This is a genomic window from Rhizobacter sp. (assembly GCA_019635355.1).
Lineage (GTDB): Bacteria > Pseudomonadota > Gammaproteobacteria > Burkholderiales > Burkholderiaceae_C > Rhizobacter.
Genome location: JAHBZQ010000001.1, coordinates 132,545 through 148,341 on the forward strand (window position 1 = coordinate 132,545; position 15,797 = coordinate 148,341).

Below are 15,797 nucleotides of genomic sequence, written 5' to 3' on the forward strand. Positions count from 1 at the left end.
GCTCAGGCGGTTTCGAGTGTCTGTGCGTCGGCCTGGCGCGGGCGCACGCTCGCGAGCATCTCGGCCGCGTGTTCCAGCACCGCGTCGAGCGTGTCGCCGTGCATTGGCCAGATGGCCAGCCCGACGCTGCAGCCGATGTGCAGCGTGCTCAGGGTGCGGTAGTTCAGCGGTCGTTGCAACTCCGCCTTGATGCGTGCCGACATGCTGCGCGTGAAGCCCAGGCATTCGGTGTGCGGAGCGGCCAGCAGCAGCACGAACTCGTGTGTCTCGACACGCAGCACGCGGTCGTCCTCGCGCACCAGCTGGCGCAGTCGGCGCGCCACCTGGCGCAGGATCTGTTCGCCCGCGTCGGCGCCGTAGCGCTCGGTGATCGGGCCCAGCCGGTCGAGGCCGACGTGCAGCACGCACAGGCGCAGGCCGCGCTGTTCGAGGTCGTCCGACCAGGCGGTGTCGGCCTCGCCCAGGGCCCGCAAGGCCGAGAGGTCGGTGAGGGCGTCTTGATGGGCGGTGAGCAGTGGCACCGAGGGCTTGGCGGGCTGGCCGAAGGCATCGGTGCGGCGGCGTGTGGGGTGCACGGGCTCGGGCCGCGGGCGGCTGGGCGGGCGCGTGGTGCGGGCGTCGTCGGGCAGCGCGGCGCTGCGGCGGCTCACGAGGGCCAGCGCGAAGCAGGAGAACCACGCCCAGGCCGCGATGGGGGCCTGTGCCGCGGTGACCGCCCAGGCGAGCAGCGCCGGCCGCGCCGGCTGCACAAGCAGGGGGGCGGTCGAAGCGTCTTGGGTCGGGTCGGTCGGGTGCATGTGCGGGCCACGGGCAGGCAGAGGCGGGCGCTTTGATTGTGAGACCGCGTGCAATTTGCCGTCTGCCGAATAAGGCACGTTTGTGCCTCTTTTTTCAGCAGATCGACAAGAGGCCGCGAGCGGGGTGTTCAGAGCACGAGCCGGCCGGCGTATCCCGTCATCTCCAGGTAGCCGCGGCCGAGCTTGGCATCGCCCGCGCCATGCAGGTCGCACAGGCCTTCCCAGTACCAGGCGCCGGTGCTGCCACGGCTGTCGAGTTCCTGCGCGTCGAAGCGGGCCAGCACGCGGTAGCGGCCGGTGGGTGTGGCGATGGTCCATTCCACCGGGTAGCGGCCCTGCGAGGCCGGGCTCTGCCAGGTGCGGCCGGGGGTGAAGCGCAGGTCGGCGGGGCCGAAGGTCTGCAGCTGCCCCGCGGCGTTGCGCAGGCTGCCGCCGGCGTAGAGCACCGAGCCGTCGGCGCGGCGCAGGCGGAAGGCGGTGAGCGCGCTGCCGTCGTCGAGGTTCATGCCGATCCAGTCCCAGCCCACGGCCTCGGGGTGGAGCAGGGTGTCGCTCCATTCATGGTCGAGCCAGGCCCGGCCGTGGGCGGCAAGCGCCTGGCCTTCGAGCGTGAGCCGGCCCTGCACCCGCAGCTGCGGCTGGCTGTAGTAGTGGCTGGCGGGGCCGGGCTGCGGGGCCTTGGCCGAGAAGCCGGCGTTGCCTTGCAGCAGCACCGGCTGGGTGGTGTGGCAGTGCAGGTCGAGCGCGAAGCCGGCGCTGTCGCTCGCGATGCGGGCGCGGTAGACGCTTCGCTGCGGCTCGCCGCTGCGCTCGAGCGACCAGCCGCGCAGCTGCACGGCGGTGTCGCCCACGCCCGCCTCGGCGATGCCGAAACCTGCGCGGGCGATGCGCTGGTCGTGCCGCTGGCGGCGCTGGGCCAGGTCGCTCAGGGCCGAGTGGGCGAAGACGAGCTGTGTGGGCGCGAAGCGGCTGGCGCTGGGTTCGACCGGCGTTCGGCTGCGGAAGAAGGTGACCTGGAAGCCGAATTCGCGCTGACCGGCCTGGATCACGCCGGTCAGGTACCACCACTCGGTGCGGGTCTCGGGGTGGGCGCCGAAGTCGGCCGGGAAAGCCAGCGCGCGCGGCGCCACCGTGGCGTGCGAGGGCCGTGCCATCACCCCCAGGGCCGACAGTGCGGGCCCGGCGCCCATAACCCCGAGCAAATCGCGGCGTTTCATGCGTTCAAGCTTCTCATGCCAGATGACAATGCAGGGTTCCGCAGACAACGTTGCCGATGAGTTCATTCTCGCTACCCGAAGACTTCGACCTGGGCGAACACTTCGACCACCGCACCCTGATCCGCGCCATGGAGCTCAAGCCCCAGCAGGCGGTGACGGCGCTCCAGGTGGATGGCCCGCGGCTCGTGAGCCGCGTGCAGGGCACCGGCCCCACCGCCTACCAGCAGCACATCCAGTGGGTGGAAGACCGCCGCCTCGGCCCCAAGCTCGAAGGGCGTTGCTCCTGCCCCGCCGGCCACAACTGCCAGCACGTGGCCGCCGCGCTGATGGCCTTCGAGGCACAGCAGATCCGCATCAAGAAAGGCCTGCCCGAAAAGCCCGGCGTCGCCACGCCCGTGGCGCGGCCCGCACCGCCCCCGCCGCCCGAGATGCTGGAGCTGGGTGCGCTCGCCCTCGTGCCGGTGCTCAGGCTCACGACCTGCGTCGACGTCGCCTCCGAAGCCCTGCTGCACCACCGCTACGGCTCGGCCCAGGCGCGCGCCTCCACGCTGCGCCAGGGCGCGGCACAGCTGCTCTACCGCTACCAGCCGCCCGTTGGCAAGGCGCTCGAGTACCACGCGCCCGCCGGCACCGCGACCACCACGCTCGCCGAGGTGAACGACCCGCAGCGGCCTGGCCGCATCGTGATGGGGCACTTCCAGCGCCAGTCGCTCGCCGAGGCCGCGGCCTTGCGCTCGCTCGTGGGCGAGCTCGACCTGCGGCCGTGGAGCCTCTCGGCCGGCCTCGCCGTCGAGCGCGCCACACGCCAGTCGATGCTGCGCCAGCCGGCGAGCGTGCAGGCGCAGGGTGGCCCCGAAACGCACGCGCCCATGCTGCTCGTGCCGCAGCGGCGCGACCGCTGGCCCGAGCTGCTGGCGCACCACATCCCCGAGCTCGAGCGGCGCGGCTGGGTGGTCGAAGTGGCCGACGATTTCCCCTACGAGCTGCACCAGGCCGACGACTGGGCGGTCGACATCGGCGAAGAGCCGGGCGGCCACTGGTTCAACGTGGGCTTGCGCGTCACGGTCGATGGCGAGCCGGTCAACCTGGTGCCGCTGCTCGTGAGCCTGGTGCAGAACGGCTGGCTCAACACCGAAGCCCTGGTGGGCCGCGGCGAAGGCAGCGAGGTGCTGGTGCCCTGGTCGGTGGAGGCAGCGCCGACGCCTGGCACCGCGCCACGCCAGCGCCTGCTGCGCCTGCCGGTCGCACGTGTGCTGCCGCTGATGGAGTGGCTGCGCAGCGTCTTCCGCATGGGCGAGCGCACGAGTGCGCTGCGCCTGTCGCGCTTCGACCTGGGCACGCTCGAGTCGCTGGGCGACGCGGGGCGGGTCACCGCACCGCCCAGCTACACCCAGCTGATGGAGCAGGTGAAGCTGCTCAACGCCGACGGCGGCCTGCCCGCCATCGAGGCCTCGCCCAACGTGCAGGCCACCCTGCGCCACTACCAGCTCGACGGCCTGGCGTGGATGGACTTCCTGCGCCGCTCGCGCCTGGGCGGCATCCTGGCCGACGACATGGGCCTGGGCAAGACGCTGCAGGCGCTCGCGCTCCTGCAGGCCGAGCTCGACGCCGGCCGCCTCGACCGCCCGAGCCTCGTCATCGTGCCCACCAGCCTCATCGGCAACTGGGAGACCGAGGCGCGCCGCTTCACGCCGCAGCTCAAGCTCGTGGTGCTGCACGGCGCGCAGCGCTCGCGCCACTTCAAGGAGATCGCAGGCGCGCACCTCGTGATCACGAGCTACCCGCTCGCCATGCGCGACATGGCCACCCACGGCGTGCAGGAGTGGCACTACGTGATGCTCGACGAAGCGCAGCGCATCAAGAACTCGCGCAGCCAGGCCGCGCTCTCGGTGAAGGAGCTGAATGCCCGGCATCGCCTCTGCCTCTCGGGCACGCCGCTCGAAAATCACCTGGGTGAGCTGTGGAGCCTGATCGATTTCGTCTGCCCCGGCCTGCTCGGCAGCGAGGCGCAGTTCCGCGAGCACTACCGCACCCCCATCGAGCGCCGGCAGGACACGCTGCGTGCACAGCAGCTGGCACGCCGCGTCAAGCCCTTCCTCTTGCGGCGCACCAAGCAGCAGGTGGCGCGCGAGCTGCCCGAGAAGACCGAGACGCTGCTGCGCGTCGAACTCACCGGCACCCAGCGCGACCTCTACGAGACTGTGCGCGCCACGATGGACAGCAAGCTGCGCGAGGTCATCGCCCAGCAAGGCCTCGCGCGCAGCCAGATCATGGTGCTCGACGCACTGCTGCGCCTGCGCCAGGTGTGCTGTGACCCGCGCCTGCTCAAGACCGGCGGCGACGAAGGCGATGCCCCCGCTGCGCGCCCGCACCACCCGTCGGCCAAGATGGAGCTGCTGCTCGACCTCTTGCCCACGCTCGTGGAAGACGGCCGGCGTGTGCTGCTCTTCTCGCAGTTCACCGAGATGCTGGGGCTGATCGAGCTGGAGTTGCAGCGCCTGAAGCTGCCCTACCTGCTGCTCACCGGCGAGACCAAGGACCGTGGTGCGCTGGTCGAGAAATTCCAGGAAGGCAACACACCGCTCTTCCTCATCAGCCTGAAGGCCGGTGGTGTGGGCCTCAACCTCACCGCGGCTGACACGGTCATCCTCTACGACCCGTGGTGGAACCCGGCCGTCGAGCAGCAGGCCATCGACCGCGCCTACCGCATCGGGCAAGACAAGCCGGTTTTCGTCTACAAGCTGCTTGCGAGCGGCACGGTGGAAGACAAGATGCTCGAGCTGCAGGCACGCAAGGCGGGCCTCGCCGACTCGCTGCTCTCGGGTGTGGCGAGCGATGCGGCGCTGACCACGCAAGACTTCGACGAGCTCTTCAAGCCCCTTGGGGGAGAGTAGGAATAGACCCGCGCCGGGCCGACGCCTCGACGCGGATTTTTCCTACAGCCCTGGCTGGAACACGCTTCGATCATGGTGTCTCCACGAAGCACTCTCCAGGGGGCCCCATGTCAGACCTTCCCCGTTTCCAGCGCCAAGTCCAGGCCGTGGGCCAGATGTTGTCGTCGGCCGGCTACGACGCCAATGACTTCGAGATCCAGGCCGACCGTTCGTCGCCGCTCGCGCAGTTGTTCCGCCTTGCCGGCGGGCTGCTGGTGGTCAAGCGCCGCTCCACCGGCGAATCGCGCTTCTACGCCACCGACAGCGAATCGGCCTGGGCCGACACGCTGATGAGCGACCTGGAGCACGGCGCGCTGGCCGCGCCCACCGATACCCGACCGGGCCTGCTGTCATAGCGCCTGCGGGCCCGGAGGCGTGTCTATACTGAAATAGAGACGCCTTCGAGGGCCCGCCCATGACCTACAAGACCGCCAAGCTTTTCACCAACGGAGGCAGCCAGGCCGTGCGCCTGCCGGCCGAGTTCCGCTTCGAGGGAGACGAGGTCTACATCCGCCGCGACCCGCGCACCGGCAACGTCATCCTGTCGGCGCGGCCCGAGCTGTCTTGGGTGGAGTTCATGGCGCTGCGCCATCAGCTGGGCGAGCTGCCTGACGACACGCTGAGCGACCGTGCGCAGAGCACGCAACGCCGCGACCCGTTTGATACCTGGGTGGAGTGACGATGCTCTACCTGCTCGACACCAACACCGCCACCGCCGCGATGCGCGGCACCGCCGGCCTCGACAGCCGCCTCTCGCGCCTGCAGCCCGACGAGTGGTGCATCTCCGCCGTCACCAACGCCGAGATGCGCTACGGCGTGGCGCTCAAGCCGCAGGCGATCCAGCTCGAGCGCTACGTGGATGCCTTCCTCTCGGTCGCCCGCACGGAACCGTGGGACGACGCCTGCGCCGAGTTCCACGGCCTGCTGCGCGCGAAGCTGCGCGCCAAGGGCCACACGCTGGGCGACTTCGACGAGATGATCGCCGCCCATGCGCTCGCGCTCGGCGCGGTGCTCGTGACCGACAGCGTGCGGCACTTCAAGCGCGTCGAAGGGCTGCGGGTGGAGAACTGGATCCGCAGCTCGTGACGAGGCCTACTGCGCCACGCCGGTGACCCACGCGCGGCGGATCAGCGCGCCGCAGTCGGCCGACTCGTTGCCTCCGCCCAGCACGTCGGAGCGCGCGACGATGCCGTACCAGGTCTTGGTCGCGTCGACCCAGGGGTAGAAGCCGAAGGCCCCGGCGCTGCTGAAGGCGCCGTCGCTGCGTGTGGCGTCATCTTCCACCCAGTGGCCGATGGAGTAGTGCCAGTCGAGCCCGTTGGTGATCGGCGTGGAGAGTGCGTCGCTGCAGGTCACGGGGTTGGTGCAGACCTTGTTCGCGCCGAGGAGTGCGCCCATGCGCAGCTGGTTGGTGATGAGCTTGCGCAGGAAGACGGCGTAGTCGTTCGCGCTGGTGCGCACGCCGCCGGCCGGCTGCGGCTGGGTGTAGGTCATCGCGATGTCGTTGCCGAGCAGGCGGCGCATCTCGGCGGCGAGTGCTGCGTTGTCCATCGCGCCGAGGTCCACACCGGGCGCGGCGAGGCTCGCATGCTTCTGCATGTGGCCGCCGTTGTAATAGAACTTGCCCACGTGCGCGGGTGTCTGCACGTCGTTGTCGTTGCGGGCCACGCAGCCGGCCACGGTGTCGGTCTGCTGGCAGTCGCCGATGGGCACGAGGCCGGTGTAGCCGCTGCGGAAGGTGAGGTACTGGATGTCTTCGGTGGTGAGCGCGCCGCCTCTGCGCTCGGCCACGTAGGCGCCGTAGAGCCACTTCGAGGCCGAGGCGATCGACATCACCGTGCTCGCGGTGTAGGTGGTGGCGTTGCCGGCGGCGTTCACCGAGCCGCTGGCGCGGCGCTGCGTGCCGTCGCCGATCTCCCAATAGAAGGGTCGGATCGCGTTGCAGAGGTTGGTGCTGCTTTGCGCGGTGGCGGTGGCCGCGTTGCTGCGCTGTGTGAGGTCGGGGCCGCTCGGGGGCGGCGCGGGCGAGTCGGAGCTGCCACCACAGGCGCTGAGGGTCACGGTGGCGAAGAGCATGGCCAGTGCGGCGGCGGGCCGGCGGTCGAGCATGGTGGTCCCTCGGGTGTTGCTGTTGTGGGGTGAATTCTGGCAAGCGGCTTCGCGGGCTTGTGTTTCCGGCGTGCAAAGACGCGGTATCTGTTTGCGACACGCGGCCGGTGCTGACGATAAAGTGGGCGCCCCTCTTCCAGGAGTTCGTGATGAGTGTCGTCTTGCAGCAGCTCGACGCCGACGCCACGCGGGCGCATGTGCCGGCGCTGTGTGACCTGTTGATGGACTGCGTGGCCGGCGGCGCCTCGGTCGGCTTCGTGCAGCCGATGTCGGTCGCCAAGGCCCAGCGCTTCTGGGAGGGTGTGGCCGACGCGGTCGAGCGCGACGAGACCGTGCTGCTGGTGGCGCGAGACGGCGATGGCCGCATCGCCGGCACCGTGCAGCTCGTGCTCGCGATGAAGGAAAACCAGCCGCACCGCGCCGACGTGTCGAAGCTCCTCGTGCACCGGCGCGCACGGCGCCTCGGCGTGGGTGCGCAGCTGATGCGCGAAGCCGAGGCCGTGGCACGGCGCATCGGTCGCACGGTACTCGTGCTCGACACCGCCACGCCGGAAGCCGAGCGGCTCTACCGGCGCGAAGGCTGGTCGCTGTGCGGCACCATCCCCGACTACGCGCTCATGCCCGACGGCTCGCTCTGCGGCACCACCATCTTCTTCAAGAGGCTGTCATGACCCTCGAGATCATTCAAGCGCCGTCCGGGTTCCAGCAGTGGCCCGAACTCTGGGCGCTGCTGCTCGCGGCGTTCGACTATCAGCGGGCGCGGATCGACCCACCGTCGTCGCTGTACCGGCTGGATGCGACGTCGCTGGCGCAGAAGGCGCAGGATGAAACGCTCTTCCTGGCAGTCGAATCGGGGCAGTTGATCGGCTGCGCTTTCGCGAAGGTGAAAGCCGAATGCGTCTACGTCGGGAAGGTGGCGGTCAAGCCGGGCCGGCAGGGGCAGGGCATCGGCCGCCGGCTGATGCAGGCCGCCGAGCACTTTGCGCTGCAGACCGGCCGGCCGGTGATGGAGCTCGAGACGCGCATCGAGCTGGTGGAGAACCACAAGACCTTCGCCGCCCTCGGCTTCGTGCGCACGGCCGAGCATTCGCACGAGGGCTATGCACGCCCCACCTACATCATGATGCAGAAGCCGCTGCGGGCGGAGATCACTTCCCCAGCGGCCTGACGCTGCCGCACTCGGCGCCGAGCCAGCGGCCGGTCTGCTCGACCGACACCCGCTCGCTCTGGCCGAGCACCACCGTGTCGACGATGCCGCGGCTGGTGTAGGCGGTCGGGCTCTGGAAGTCGACCACCGCTTCGCCGCTGGCCGGTGGGTTGGTGGTGCAGCTGAACTTCACCTTCATCGAGCTGGCGGTTTTCTCCAGCACGTCTTGTGTGCAGTCGCCGGCCTGCTGGGGGATGGTGCCGCGCTCGGCGTCTTCCTTGCTGATGCAGGCGTTGACGGTGCTCGTCTTGTCGCCGAGCTTCACGCCCTGCTGGGCCATCACCTCCTCGACCTGCTTGCGCTGCGCGGGCGGCAGGCTCGCGATGTAGGCCTGCGCCTGGCGCATCGCCATCTCGGCCTTGCCGGTCTGGCTCTTGATCGACATGTTGATCTCCCACAGGCCCGCTTCGATGCGCGGGCTGGGGCTGGTCTGGGCCTGCGCGGCGAGCACGGTGCCAGCGCAGAGCAGGGCGGTGAGCGTTGTCTTCGACTTCATCATCGATGCGGGGTCCTCTGGAGATGCTGCGGTCGGGTCATCGGCCAGAATGCCGGCCTGTGACGACCCATCTGCCAATGATCCGACGAGTGCGGAACCTGACCGTGGCCGCGGCCCTTTTCTTCACAGGGGTTCTGGCCGTGGCGCAGACCGCGAGCACCGCGCCCTGCGTGGAGCCCGTGCCGCCGGCGGCCTCGGGTGCTGCGCCCGTGCTGCCCCCGCCGCGCCTGCAGCAGCTTCAATACAAGTGCCTCAAGCTCAACGGCGGCCAGCGGGTGCTGACGGGCGAAGCGGGCGATGCGAAGGCGCCGCCGGTGCTGCTGGTGCATGGCCTCGGCAACAACGCGCATCGCGACTGGGCGCCGGTGATCCGGCCGCTGGCGGCGCAGTTCCATGTGATCACGGTCGACCTGCCGGGCTTCGGCGCCTCGCCGGGGAATGGCGAGGGCTACTCGTTCATCGCGCTTGGGCGCGTGCTGTCGCAGGTGCTGGAGCAGCTCGCGCCAGGCCAGAAGGCCCATGTGGTGGGCCACTCGCTGGGCGGAGCGGTGAGCCTCTTCTTCGCGCATGCCTATGGCGCGCAGGTCGAGCGGCTCGTGCTGGTCGACGCGGCCGGCATCCTGCTCAAGACGGTCTACGTGCAGCACATGGCCAACCTGCGCACGCCGCAGGTCGGCATCGCGCCGGTCGATCGCATCCTCAGTGGCGTGAGCGATCGGCTGCGCGGCATCAAGCGCGGCGTGTTCGGCAACCTCGACGACCGTTTCGACTTCAGCCGCTGGCTGGCGCAGAACCCGGGTGTGCGCTACGCCCTGCTTGGCCGCTACACGCAGGTGGAAGCCGGGCTCGGGCTGGTGGAGCACGACTTCACCCGCGCCATCCGCGAGACCACCGCGGCCACCACCGTGATCTGGGGCGCCGACGACCCGATCGCCCCGCTGCGCACCGGCCGGCTGCTGGCCGCGCGCCTGCCCGATGCAAGGCTCAAGGTGATCGACGGCGTGGGCCACACGCCCATGCTGGAGAGCCCCGAGGCCTTCCGCGCGCTGCTGCTGGAGGCGCTGACCGCACCGCTCGCGCCCAAGTACGCGGTGACGGTGCCCGAGATCTCGCAAGGCGACGTGACCTGCTCGGCCGAGGCCAACCGCAGCTACACCGGCCGCTTCGACACCCTCACGCTCGACAACTGCCTCGGCGTGCGGGTGCACTCGGCGCGCATCAAGCGCCTCGTGCTCAAGGGCTCGACGGCGACGATCGACGACACCGTGGTCGAAGCCGACGACGTGGCACTCGCTGCCACCGACAGCGAGGTGACGGCCACCAACCTGCGCCTCACCGGCCGGGTGGCGGTGCGCGCCGACAACAGCCGCATCGACCTCGCCGGCGCCAGCCTCGTGGCGCGCGACATGGCGGTGGAAGCCCCGCCGCCCAGCCGCGTGTACTTCTCGGTGAGCGAGATGCGCGGCCGCGAGAACAACGGCGACGTGCACACCATCTGGTCGCAGACGCCCGCCATCACCAAGTGACGCCACGTTGAAGAGCGAGCCGACCGCGCTTTGGCTATCCCTTGAGTTTGGGGGTTAGCACACCAAGTTGTCACCAAGTACGCCTGGGGGACGCCTGCGCAAACAACTCGCAACAACTCATGCGCATGACCCCTCTAGGTGCCGACACGCCGCCTTGAGATGCTTGCACCGGGAGCCCGACAGAGCGAAACGCCACGGGTTGCAACAGGGACCATCATGTACAGGGAAGACTTTTCTCCGGCAACGCTGTTGCCGGTGTCGCGTGCGCCTGAATTGGGCAGGAGCACCACCAGCAACATCACCACCACGCCACTCGGCGACGGCACGGGCCCCGATGCGGTCATCACCGCCATCCCGCGGCCGGCGCAACCCGCCATCGGGCTTGGCCTGCCGTTCAAGGTGAAACTCGTGTGCGACGAGCTCCAGCTGCTACGGGTACAGGCGCTTCGGCAGATGGCTTATGGCCGGCACCTGCCCGAGCAGGCCGCCGCCTTCGGCAGCGCCGACGCGCAAGACCGCACGCCGGGCACCGTGATCTTCTACGCCGAAGACAAGGCCACCGGCAGCATCGTCGGCTCGGCGCGCATCCAGAGCAACCGCCATGCGCCGCTGCAGATCGAAGGCAGCATCGAGCTGCCGCCCGAGAAGCAGGGGCGACTCCTCGCCGAGATCACCCGCCTGTGCGTGCTGCCCGGCTACGAGCACCAGGTGCGCCTGGCCCTGCTGAAGGCGGTGCACCTCTACTGCATCGCGATGCAGATCGGCGGCGTGGTCGCGGGCTCGCGCCGCTCGCTGCTGCGCACCTACCTTTGCCTCGGGTTCACCGATCTCTACGGCGACGAGCGCCTCGCGCCACTCAAGCACGCCGGCAACCTGCCGCACCGCGTGCTCTTCCGCGACACGCTGCTGGCCGACTCGCAGGTGCGCGACAAGCGCCCGCAGGACTACGACTTCGTGTTCCGCGAGTTCCACCCCGACATCGAAGTCTTCGAGGCGCTGGCGTCGGCGGTGAGCTTCGGCCTCGGGGGCCGCGCCACCTCGGGCCTGTCGCACTGAGCGCTCAGGCCGGCGTTCGCGCCGTGGCTTCTTCGAGGTGCAGCGCGAGCACGGCGCGCAGTTGCTCGATGTCGAAGGGCTTGGCGAGGTAGTCGTCCATGCCAGCGGCACGGCACTGCTCGCGGTCTTCGGGGAAGACGTTGGCGGTGAGCGCGACGATCGGCAGGCGCGGCAGACCGTGTTCGGCCTCGTGCGCGCGGATGCGGCGCGCCGCCTCGAAGCCATCCATCTCGGGCATCTGGCAATCGAGCAGCACGAGGTCGGGCCGGGGCTGCTCGGTCTGGCACACCCGCTCGACCACGCCCACGCCGCTCGGCACCCGGTCGACCTGCAGCCCCAGGCGCACCAGCGCCGACTCGCCCACGATGGCGTTGACCTCGTTGTCTTCGGCCAGCAGCACCTTGCCGCGCAGGCGGGCGGTCGATGCGCCGTGGCCGGGCGGCAGCGAGGCCGGGCTTTGCGCTGGTGTGGGCGGCAGCTCGATGGGCAGCATCACCTCGAAGGTCGAGCCCTGGCCCAAGGTGCTGCGGCAGGTGATGCGACCGCCCATCGCCTCGCACAGCGAGCGCGTGATCGACAGGCCCAGGCCGGTGCCGCCGAAACGGCGGGTGTTGGAGCTGTCGACCTGCACGAAGGGCTCGAAGATGCTGTCGAGCGCCGAGGGCGCGATGCCCACGCCGGTGTCTTCCACACGCACGCGCAGCTGCCGGCCGCCTTCGGTGGCAGCGGCGTGCACACGAATCGACCCACGCTCGGTGAACTTCACCGAATTGCCGATCAGGTTGAGCAGGATCTGCCGCAGGCGGAACGGGTCGGCCATCGCCACGCAGGGGCGCGGCAGGTCGATGCTGCCGTGGATGGGCAGGCCTTTCTCGGCCGCGCTCGGCTTGCACATCGCCACGCTGTCGTCGACCAGCTGCGCCAGGTCGACCGCCTGCGGGTGCAGCTTCACGCCCTGCACGCCGAAGCGCGAGTACTCGAGGATGTTGTTGATGAGCCCCAGCAGGTGCTCGCCGCAGCGGCGGATCACGCCCAGCCCCTCGCGCGGGCTCGCGCCGGCCGGGCCGCTGAGCAGCATGTTCGACACGCCGAGGATGCCGTGCAGCGGCGTGCGCAGCTCATGGCTCATGTTGGCGACGAACTCGTTCTTCGCCTGGTTCTCCAGGCGTGCCATCTCGAGCGCCGAGCTGAGCTGCGTGGTGAGTTGCTCGTTGGTGTAGCGCAGCGTGAGCATCTCCACCACCTGCCGCTCGGAGCGCCGGGTCGACACCAGCAGCAGCGTGTAGAAGGTCAGCACGGCGAAGGCGCCGTAGACGCCAAGCGCATCGCCGCGCGACAGCATCATCACGATGCCGGGCACCTGCATCGGCGCGGTGTAGGCCACGCACGAAGGCCAGTCGGCGTGCAACACGAAGGCGGCGATGGTGCTCACGCCGGCCAGCGTGGCCACCACGAGCGTGAGCGTGGAGTGGTCTTCGATGCCGGCGAACATGAGCCCGGCCAGGCCCCAGGCGGCGCCGTCGATGAAGAGCATGGCGCGGCCCCAGTGCAGCCAGCTCAGCGAGTCGTTCTTGCGGCTGCGGAAGAGCAGGCCGTGCGCCACGCGCGGCACCACCACGGCCACCTTGATGGCGAGCCACAGGTAGACGATGTCGCGGCCGATGATGTCTTGCAGGTAGAGCGCCAGTGCCACGGCAAAGCCGGTGGCGGCAAACACGGCCACCGAGGTCTGGTCGAAGACCATCGCCATCTGGGCCACACGCACCCGCCTGCGGATGTCGTGCGCCGCATCGGGTGCGGCACCCGCTGCGCTTCGAGGCGCACCGGGGGTCGCAGAAGGCGTGGGGTCGGCTGATGCCATGTGGCGAGCAATGTACCCCCGTTGGTGGGGCCCACGAACAAAAACGCCCTCGCACGGTGCATGCGAGGGCGGGCCTGTGGTGGCGTGACGACGCACGCCGTGAGGTGCGCCGTGTGCTCAGCTCGTGAAGAGCACTGCAGCGATGGCGATGGCCCCCGGCAGGGCCTGCACGAAGAGGATCTTGCGGCTCGCGGTGAGGGCACCGTAGACCCCGGCGACGACCACGCAGCCGAGGAAGAAGAGGGCGATCGGGCGCCCCGCCGCGGCCAGGCCGAGCCACAGGCTCCACACGAGGCCGGCGGCGAGGAAGCCGTTGTAGAGCCCCTGGTTCGCTGCCAGCACCTTCGAGGCCGCGGCGAACTCGGGCGTGTTGCCGAAGACCTTGCGGCCGGTGGGCGTGTCCCAGAGGAACATCTCCAGCACCAGGAAGTAGAGGTGCAGCAAGGCCACGAGGGCGACAAGAGCGACGGCGATCCACATGGTGTTCTCCTTTGTACGTATTTGGCTGGGTAGTTTCTTCAGCGCCTTCCGCGGAACGGCGTCTAGGGCATTCCCGGCTGGGCAGTGTACGGATCGGCACGCATAGTGCGCCGCCTCACACCGCTGTCATCCCCACACCATGAACCTGTCTGCCGACCGTCGCCGCCTGCTGCTGGCGGCTGCCGCCGCCCCCATCGCCCTGTCAGCCCCGCGCGCCCAGGCCCAAGGCTGGCCGAGCAAGCCGGTGCGCATCGTCGTGCCCTTCGCCCCTGGCGGCACGACCGACGTGCTGGCCCGCGCGCTCGCCCCCGAGCTGCAGAAGGCTTTCGGCCAACCCTTCGTCGTCGACAACAAGGCCGGCGCCGGCGGCAACGTGGGTGCGGCCGAGGTGGCCAAGTCGCTGCCCGACGGGCACACGCTGCTGCTGGGCACCGTGGGCACGCACGCGATCAATGCCGCGCTCTACCAGAGCATGCCCTTCGATCACATCAAGGACTTCGCCCCCATCACGCTCGTGGCCAACGTGCCCAACGTGCTGGTGATGAACCCGGCCAAGGCCGCCGCCGCCAAGATCAACAGCGTGGCCGACCTGATCAAGTACGCCAAGGCCAACCCCGGCAAGCTCAACATGGCCAGCGCCGGCAACGGCACCTCCATCCACCTCGCGGGTGAACTCTTCAAGACCATGAGCGGCACCTTCATGGTCCATTTCCCGTACCGCGGCTCGGGCCCGGCGCTGATCGACCTGATCGGCGGCACGATGGACGTGATGTTCGACAACTTCCCGTCGTCGATGCCGCACATCAAGTCGGGCAAGCTCAAGGCGCTGGCCGTCACCGGCAGCACCCGCTCGTTGACGATGCTGGACCTGCCCACCGTCGAAGAGGCGGGCGGCCCGGCGCTCAAGGGCTACGAGGCGACCTCATGGTTCGGCCTGCTGGCGCCGGCCGGCACGCCACCCGACGTGGTGAGCCGCGTGCAGCAGGAGACGGCCAATGCGCTCAAGAACCCCGCCCTGCGCGACCGCATGCTCGCGCAGGGCGCCATTCCGAGCGGCATGAGCTCGGCGGCTTTCACCCGGCTCATCGCCTCCGAGACCCGCAAGTGGGCCAAGGTGGTGAAGGCCTCGGGGGCGCGCGCCGAGTAGGGGGACGATCAGCACCTCGGCCGATCGCGGGCCGAGGGCCTCCAGCTCCACCCACCCGCCGCGCTGCAGACAGTGGGCGCTGCCGGCGGGGAGCGTGAGCGTCGCGCGCGGCCCCATGGCCAGCCAGCCGGCCGCGGGCAGGGTGATCCTGGCGCCGCCGCGCTGCACGATCAGGTGGCTGCCTCCTTCGATCCATGACGATTGCGCCTGGCCGGGTTGCAGCCATTGGGATTCGGTGTGCATGGTGGCTCCTCAGGGTTGCCCATTGCGGCCGTGGCGCAGAAAGCCCGGCCGTGTGCTCAGACGCTCGTAGTAAGCGGCGACGGCCGGCAGTGCGGGGCGCTCCACCGGCAGCGAATGCCAGCGGTGCGTCGACAGGCCCAGCACCACATCGGCCAGCGTGAAGGTGGCGCCTGCCGCATAGGCGCCGGTGCGGGCCAGTTGCGCATCGAGCATCGCCATGTGGCGATGGAACTCGGCGACGCTCGCTGCGATGGCGCTGCGGTCGGCGTGCTGCGGGCTGTGCCGCACCAGGCCCATGAAGGCGTAGCGCCAGCTGTTGTTGAGCTCGGTGGCTTGCCAGTCCATCCACTTCTCGACGGCAGCGCGGCCCTGCGCATCGGCCGGCAGCAGGTCGGTGCGGCCGGCCTTGTGCGCAAGGTAGCGGCAGATGGTGTTCGACTCCCACAGCACGAACTCGCCGTCCCGGATCACCGGCACCATCGCGTTCGGGTTGAGGGCGGTGAACTCGGGAACGCGGGTGTCGCGGAAGCCCGCGCCCCATTCCTCCTGCTCGAACGCAAGGCCTAGCTCTACACAGGTCCACAGCACCTTGCGCACGTTGATCGACGATGACTTTCCGAGCACTTGCAGCATGGCGGCCTCGTGTTGATGCGATGGCTGCAAGCGTAGGGATCGCGCTTCACGCCGAACAGGCACAGGCCGCGGCCGTGTGTTCCGCATCAGAT

The 15,797-nt window shown here is 69.7% G+C and carries 16 protein-coding genes; 9 read left to right on the plus strand and 7 right to left on the minus strand.

Annotated elements, in window-relative coordinates:
• Positions 1-2: 2 nt before the first annotated feature.
• Both KF892_00625 and KF892_00630 read right to left on the minus strand, forming a co-directional pair.
• The gene (locus KF892_00625) at positions 3-797 is read right to left on the minus strand and encodes a GGDEF domain-containing protein (GenBank protein MBX3623486.1); all 795 of its coding nucleotides are present in this window, start codon (positions 795-797) and stop codon (positions 3-5) included.
• A 128-nt stretch (positions 798-925) separates the two neighbouring features.
• Positions 926-2,014, minus strand: coding sequence for a carotenoid 1,2-hydratase (locus KF892_00630; GenBank protein MBX3623487.1), 1,089 nt, complete (start codon positions 2,012-2,014; stop codon positions 926-928).
• A 56-nt stretch (positions 2,015-2,070) separates the two neighbouring features.
• On the opposite strand from KF892_00630, the gene KF892_00635 reads away from it, so the two are divergent.
• The 4 genes from KF892_00635 (at position 2,071) to KF892_00650 (ending at position 6,033) form a co-directional block, all read left to right on the plus strand.
• Positions 2,071-4,908, plus strand: coding sequence for a DEAD/DEAH box helicase (locus tag KF892_00635; protein ID MBX3623488.1), 2,838 nt, complete (start codon positions 2,071-2,073; stop codon positions 4,906-4,908).
• Positions 4,909-5,015: 107 nt separating this feature from the next.
• A complete protein-coding gene (locus KF892_00640; GenBank protein ID MBX3623489.1) occupies positions 5,016-5,303 on the plus strand; it encodes a hypothetical protein in 288 nt (95 codons plus the stop codon).
• A 59-nt stretch (positions 5,304-5,362) separates the two neighbouring features.
• Positions 5,363-5,626 carry an AbrB/MazE/SpoVT family DNA-binding domain-containing protein gene (locus KF892_00645; GenBank protein MBX3623490.1) on the plus strand — a complete coding sequence of 88 codons (264 nt, stop codon included), beginning with the start codon at positions 5,363-5,365 and terminating at the stop codon, positions 5,624-5,626.
• Positions 5,627-5,628: 2 nt separating this feature from the next.
• On the plus strand, positions 5,629-6,033 hold the full coding sequence (locus tag KF892_00650) for a PIN domain-containing protein (GenBank protein ID MBX3623491.1): 405 nt from the start codon (positions 5,629-5,631) through the stop codon (positions 6,031-6,033).
• Between the two features lie 6 nt (positions 6,034-6,039).
• Here KF892_00650 and KF892_00655 read toward each other — a convergent pair whose 3' ends face one another.
• On the minus strand, positions 6,040-7,056 hold the full coding sequence (locus KF892_00655; protein ID MBX3623492.1) for a hypothetical protein: 1,017 nt from the start codon (positions 7,054-7,056) through the stop codon (positions 6,040-6,042).
• A gap of 149 nt (positions 7,057-7,205) precedes the next feature.
• On the opposite strand from KF892_00655, the gene KF892_00660 reads away from it, so the two are divergent.
• On the plus strand, positions 7,206-7,727 hold the full coding sequence (locus KF892_00660; GenBank protein ID MBX3623493.1) for a GNAT family N-acetyltransferase: 522 nt from the start codon (positions 7,206-7,208) through the stop codon (positions 7,725-7,727).
• A complete protein-coding gene (locus tag KF892_00665) occupies positions 7,724-8,224 on the plus strand; it encodes a GNAT family N-acetyltransferase (GenBank protein ID MBX3623494.1) in 501 nt (166 codons plus the stop codon). The genes KF892_00660 and KF892_00665 overlap by 4 nt, the downstream gene beginning before the upstream one ends.
• On the opposite strand, the gene KF892_00670 is transcribed toward KF892_00665, so the two are convergent.
• Positions 8,205-8,762 carry a DUF3617 domain-containing protein gene (locus KF892_00670; protein ID MBX3623495.1) on the minus strand — a complete coding sequence of 186 codons (558 nt, stop codon included), beginning with the start codon at positions 8,760-8,762 and terminating at the stop codon, positions 8,205-8,207. The two genes, KF892_00665 and KF892_00670, sit on opposite strands and share 20 nt — an antisense overlap.
• Before the next feature lie 86 nt (positions 8,763-8,848).
• Here KF892_00670 and KF892_00675 point away from each other — a divergent pair, with 86 nt between their 5' ends.
• Together KF892_00675 and KF892_00680 are read left to right on the plus strand one after the other, a co-directional pair.
• Positions 8,849-10,285 (plus strand): alpha/beta hydrolase, encoded by a 1,437-nt coding sequence (locus KF892_00675; protein MBX3623496.1) that lies wholly within the window; start codon positions 8,849-8,851, stop codon positions 10,283-10,285.
• A 216-nt stretch (positions 10,286-10,501) separates the two neighbouring features.
• Positions 10,502-11,341, plus strand: a complete 840-nt coding sequence (locus tag KF892_00680; protein ID MBX3623497.1) for a hypothetical protein — start codon at positions 10,502-10,504, stop codon at positions 11,339-11,341.
• Between the two features lie 4 nt (positions 11,342-11,345).
• Here the strand turns inward: KF892_00680 and KF892_00685 are convergent, their stop codons facing one another.
• Together KF892_00685 and KF892_00690 are read right to left on the minus strand one after the other, a co-directional pair.
• Positions 11,346-13,202: a response regulator gene (locus KF892_00685; protein ID MBX3623498.1), complete on the minus strand. Its 1,857-nt coding sequence runs from the start codon at positions 13,200-13,202 to the stop codon at positions 11,346-11,348.
• A gap of 117 nt (positions 13,203-13,319) precedes the next feature.
• Positions 13,320-13,682 (minus strand): DUF1304 domain-containing protein, encoded by a 363-nt coding sequence (locus tag KF892_00690; GenBank protein ID MBX3623499.1) that lies wholly within the window; start codon positions 13,680-13,682, stop codon positions 13,320-13,322.
• A 139-nt stretch (positions 13,683-13,821) separates the two neighbouring features.
• Between KF892_00690 and KF892_00695 the strand changes: the two genes are divergently transcribed.
• On the plus strand, positions 13,822-14,829 hold the full coding sequence (locus KF892_00695; GenBank protein MBX3623500.1) for a tripartite tricarboxylate transporter substrate binding protein: 1,008 nt from the start codon (positions 13,822-13,824) through the stop codon (positions 14,827-14,829).
• 252 nt (positions 14,830-15,081) lie between these two features.
• Here KF892_00695 and KF892_00700 read toward each other — a convergent pair whose 3' ends face one another.
• Complete coding sequence (locus KF892_00700; GenBank protein ID MBX3623501.1) at positions 15,082-15,705, minus strand: glutathione S-transferase; 624 nt, start codon at positions 15,703-15,705, stop codon at positions 15,082-15,084.
• Between the last annotated feature and the right edge of the window lie 92 nt (positions 15,706-15,797).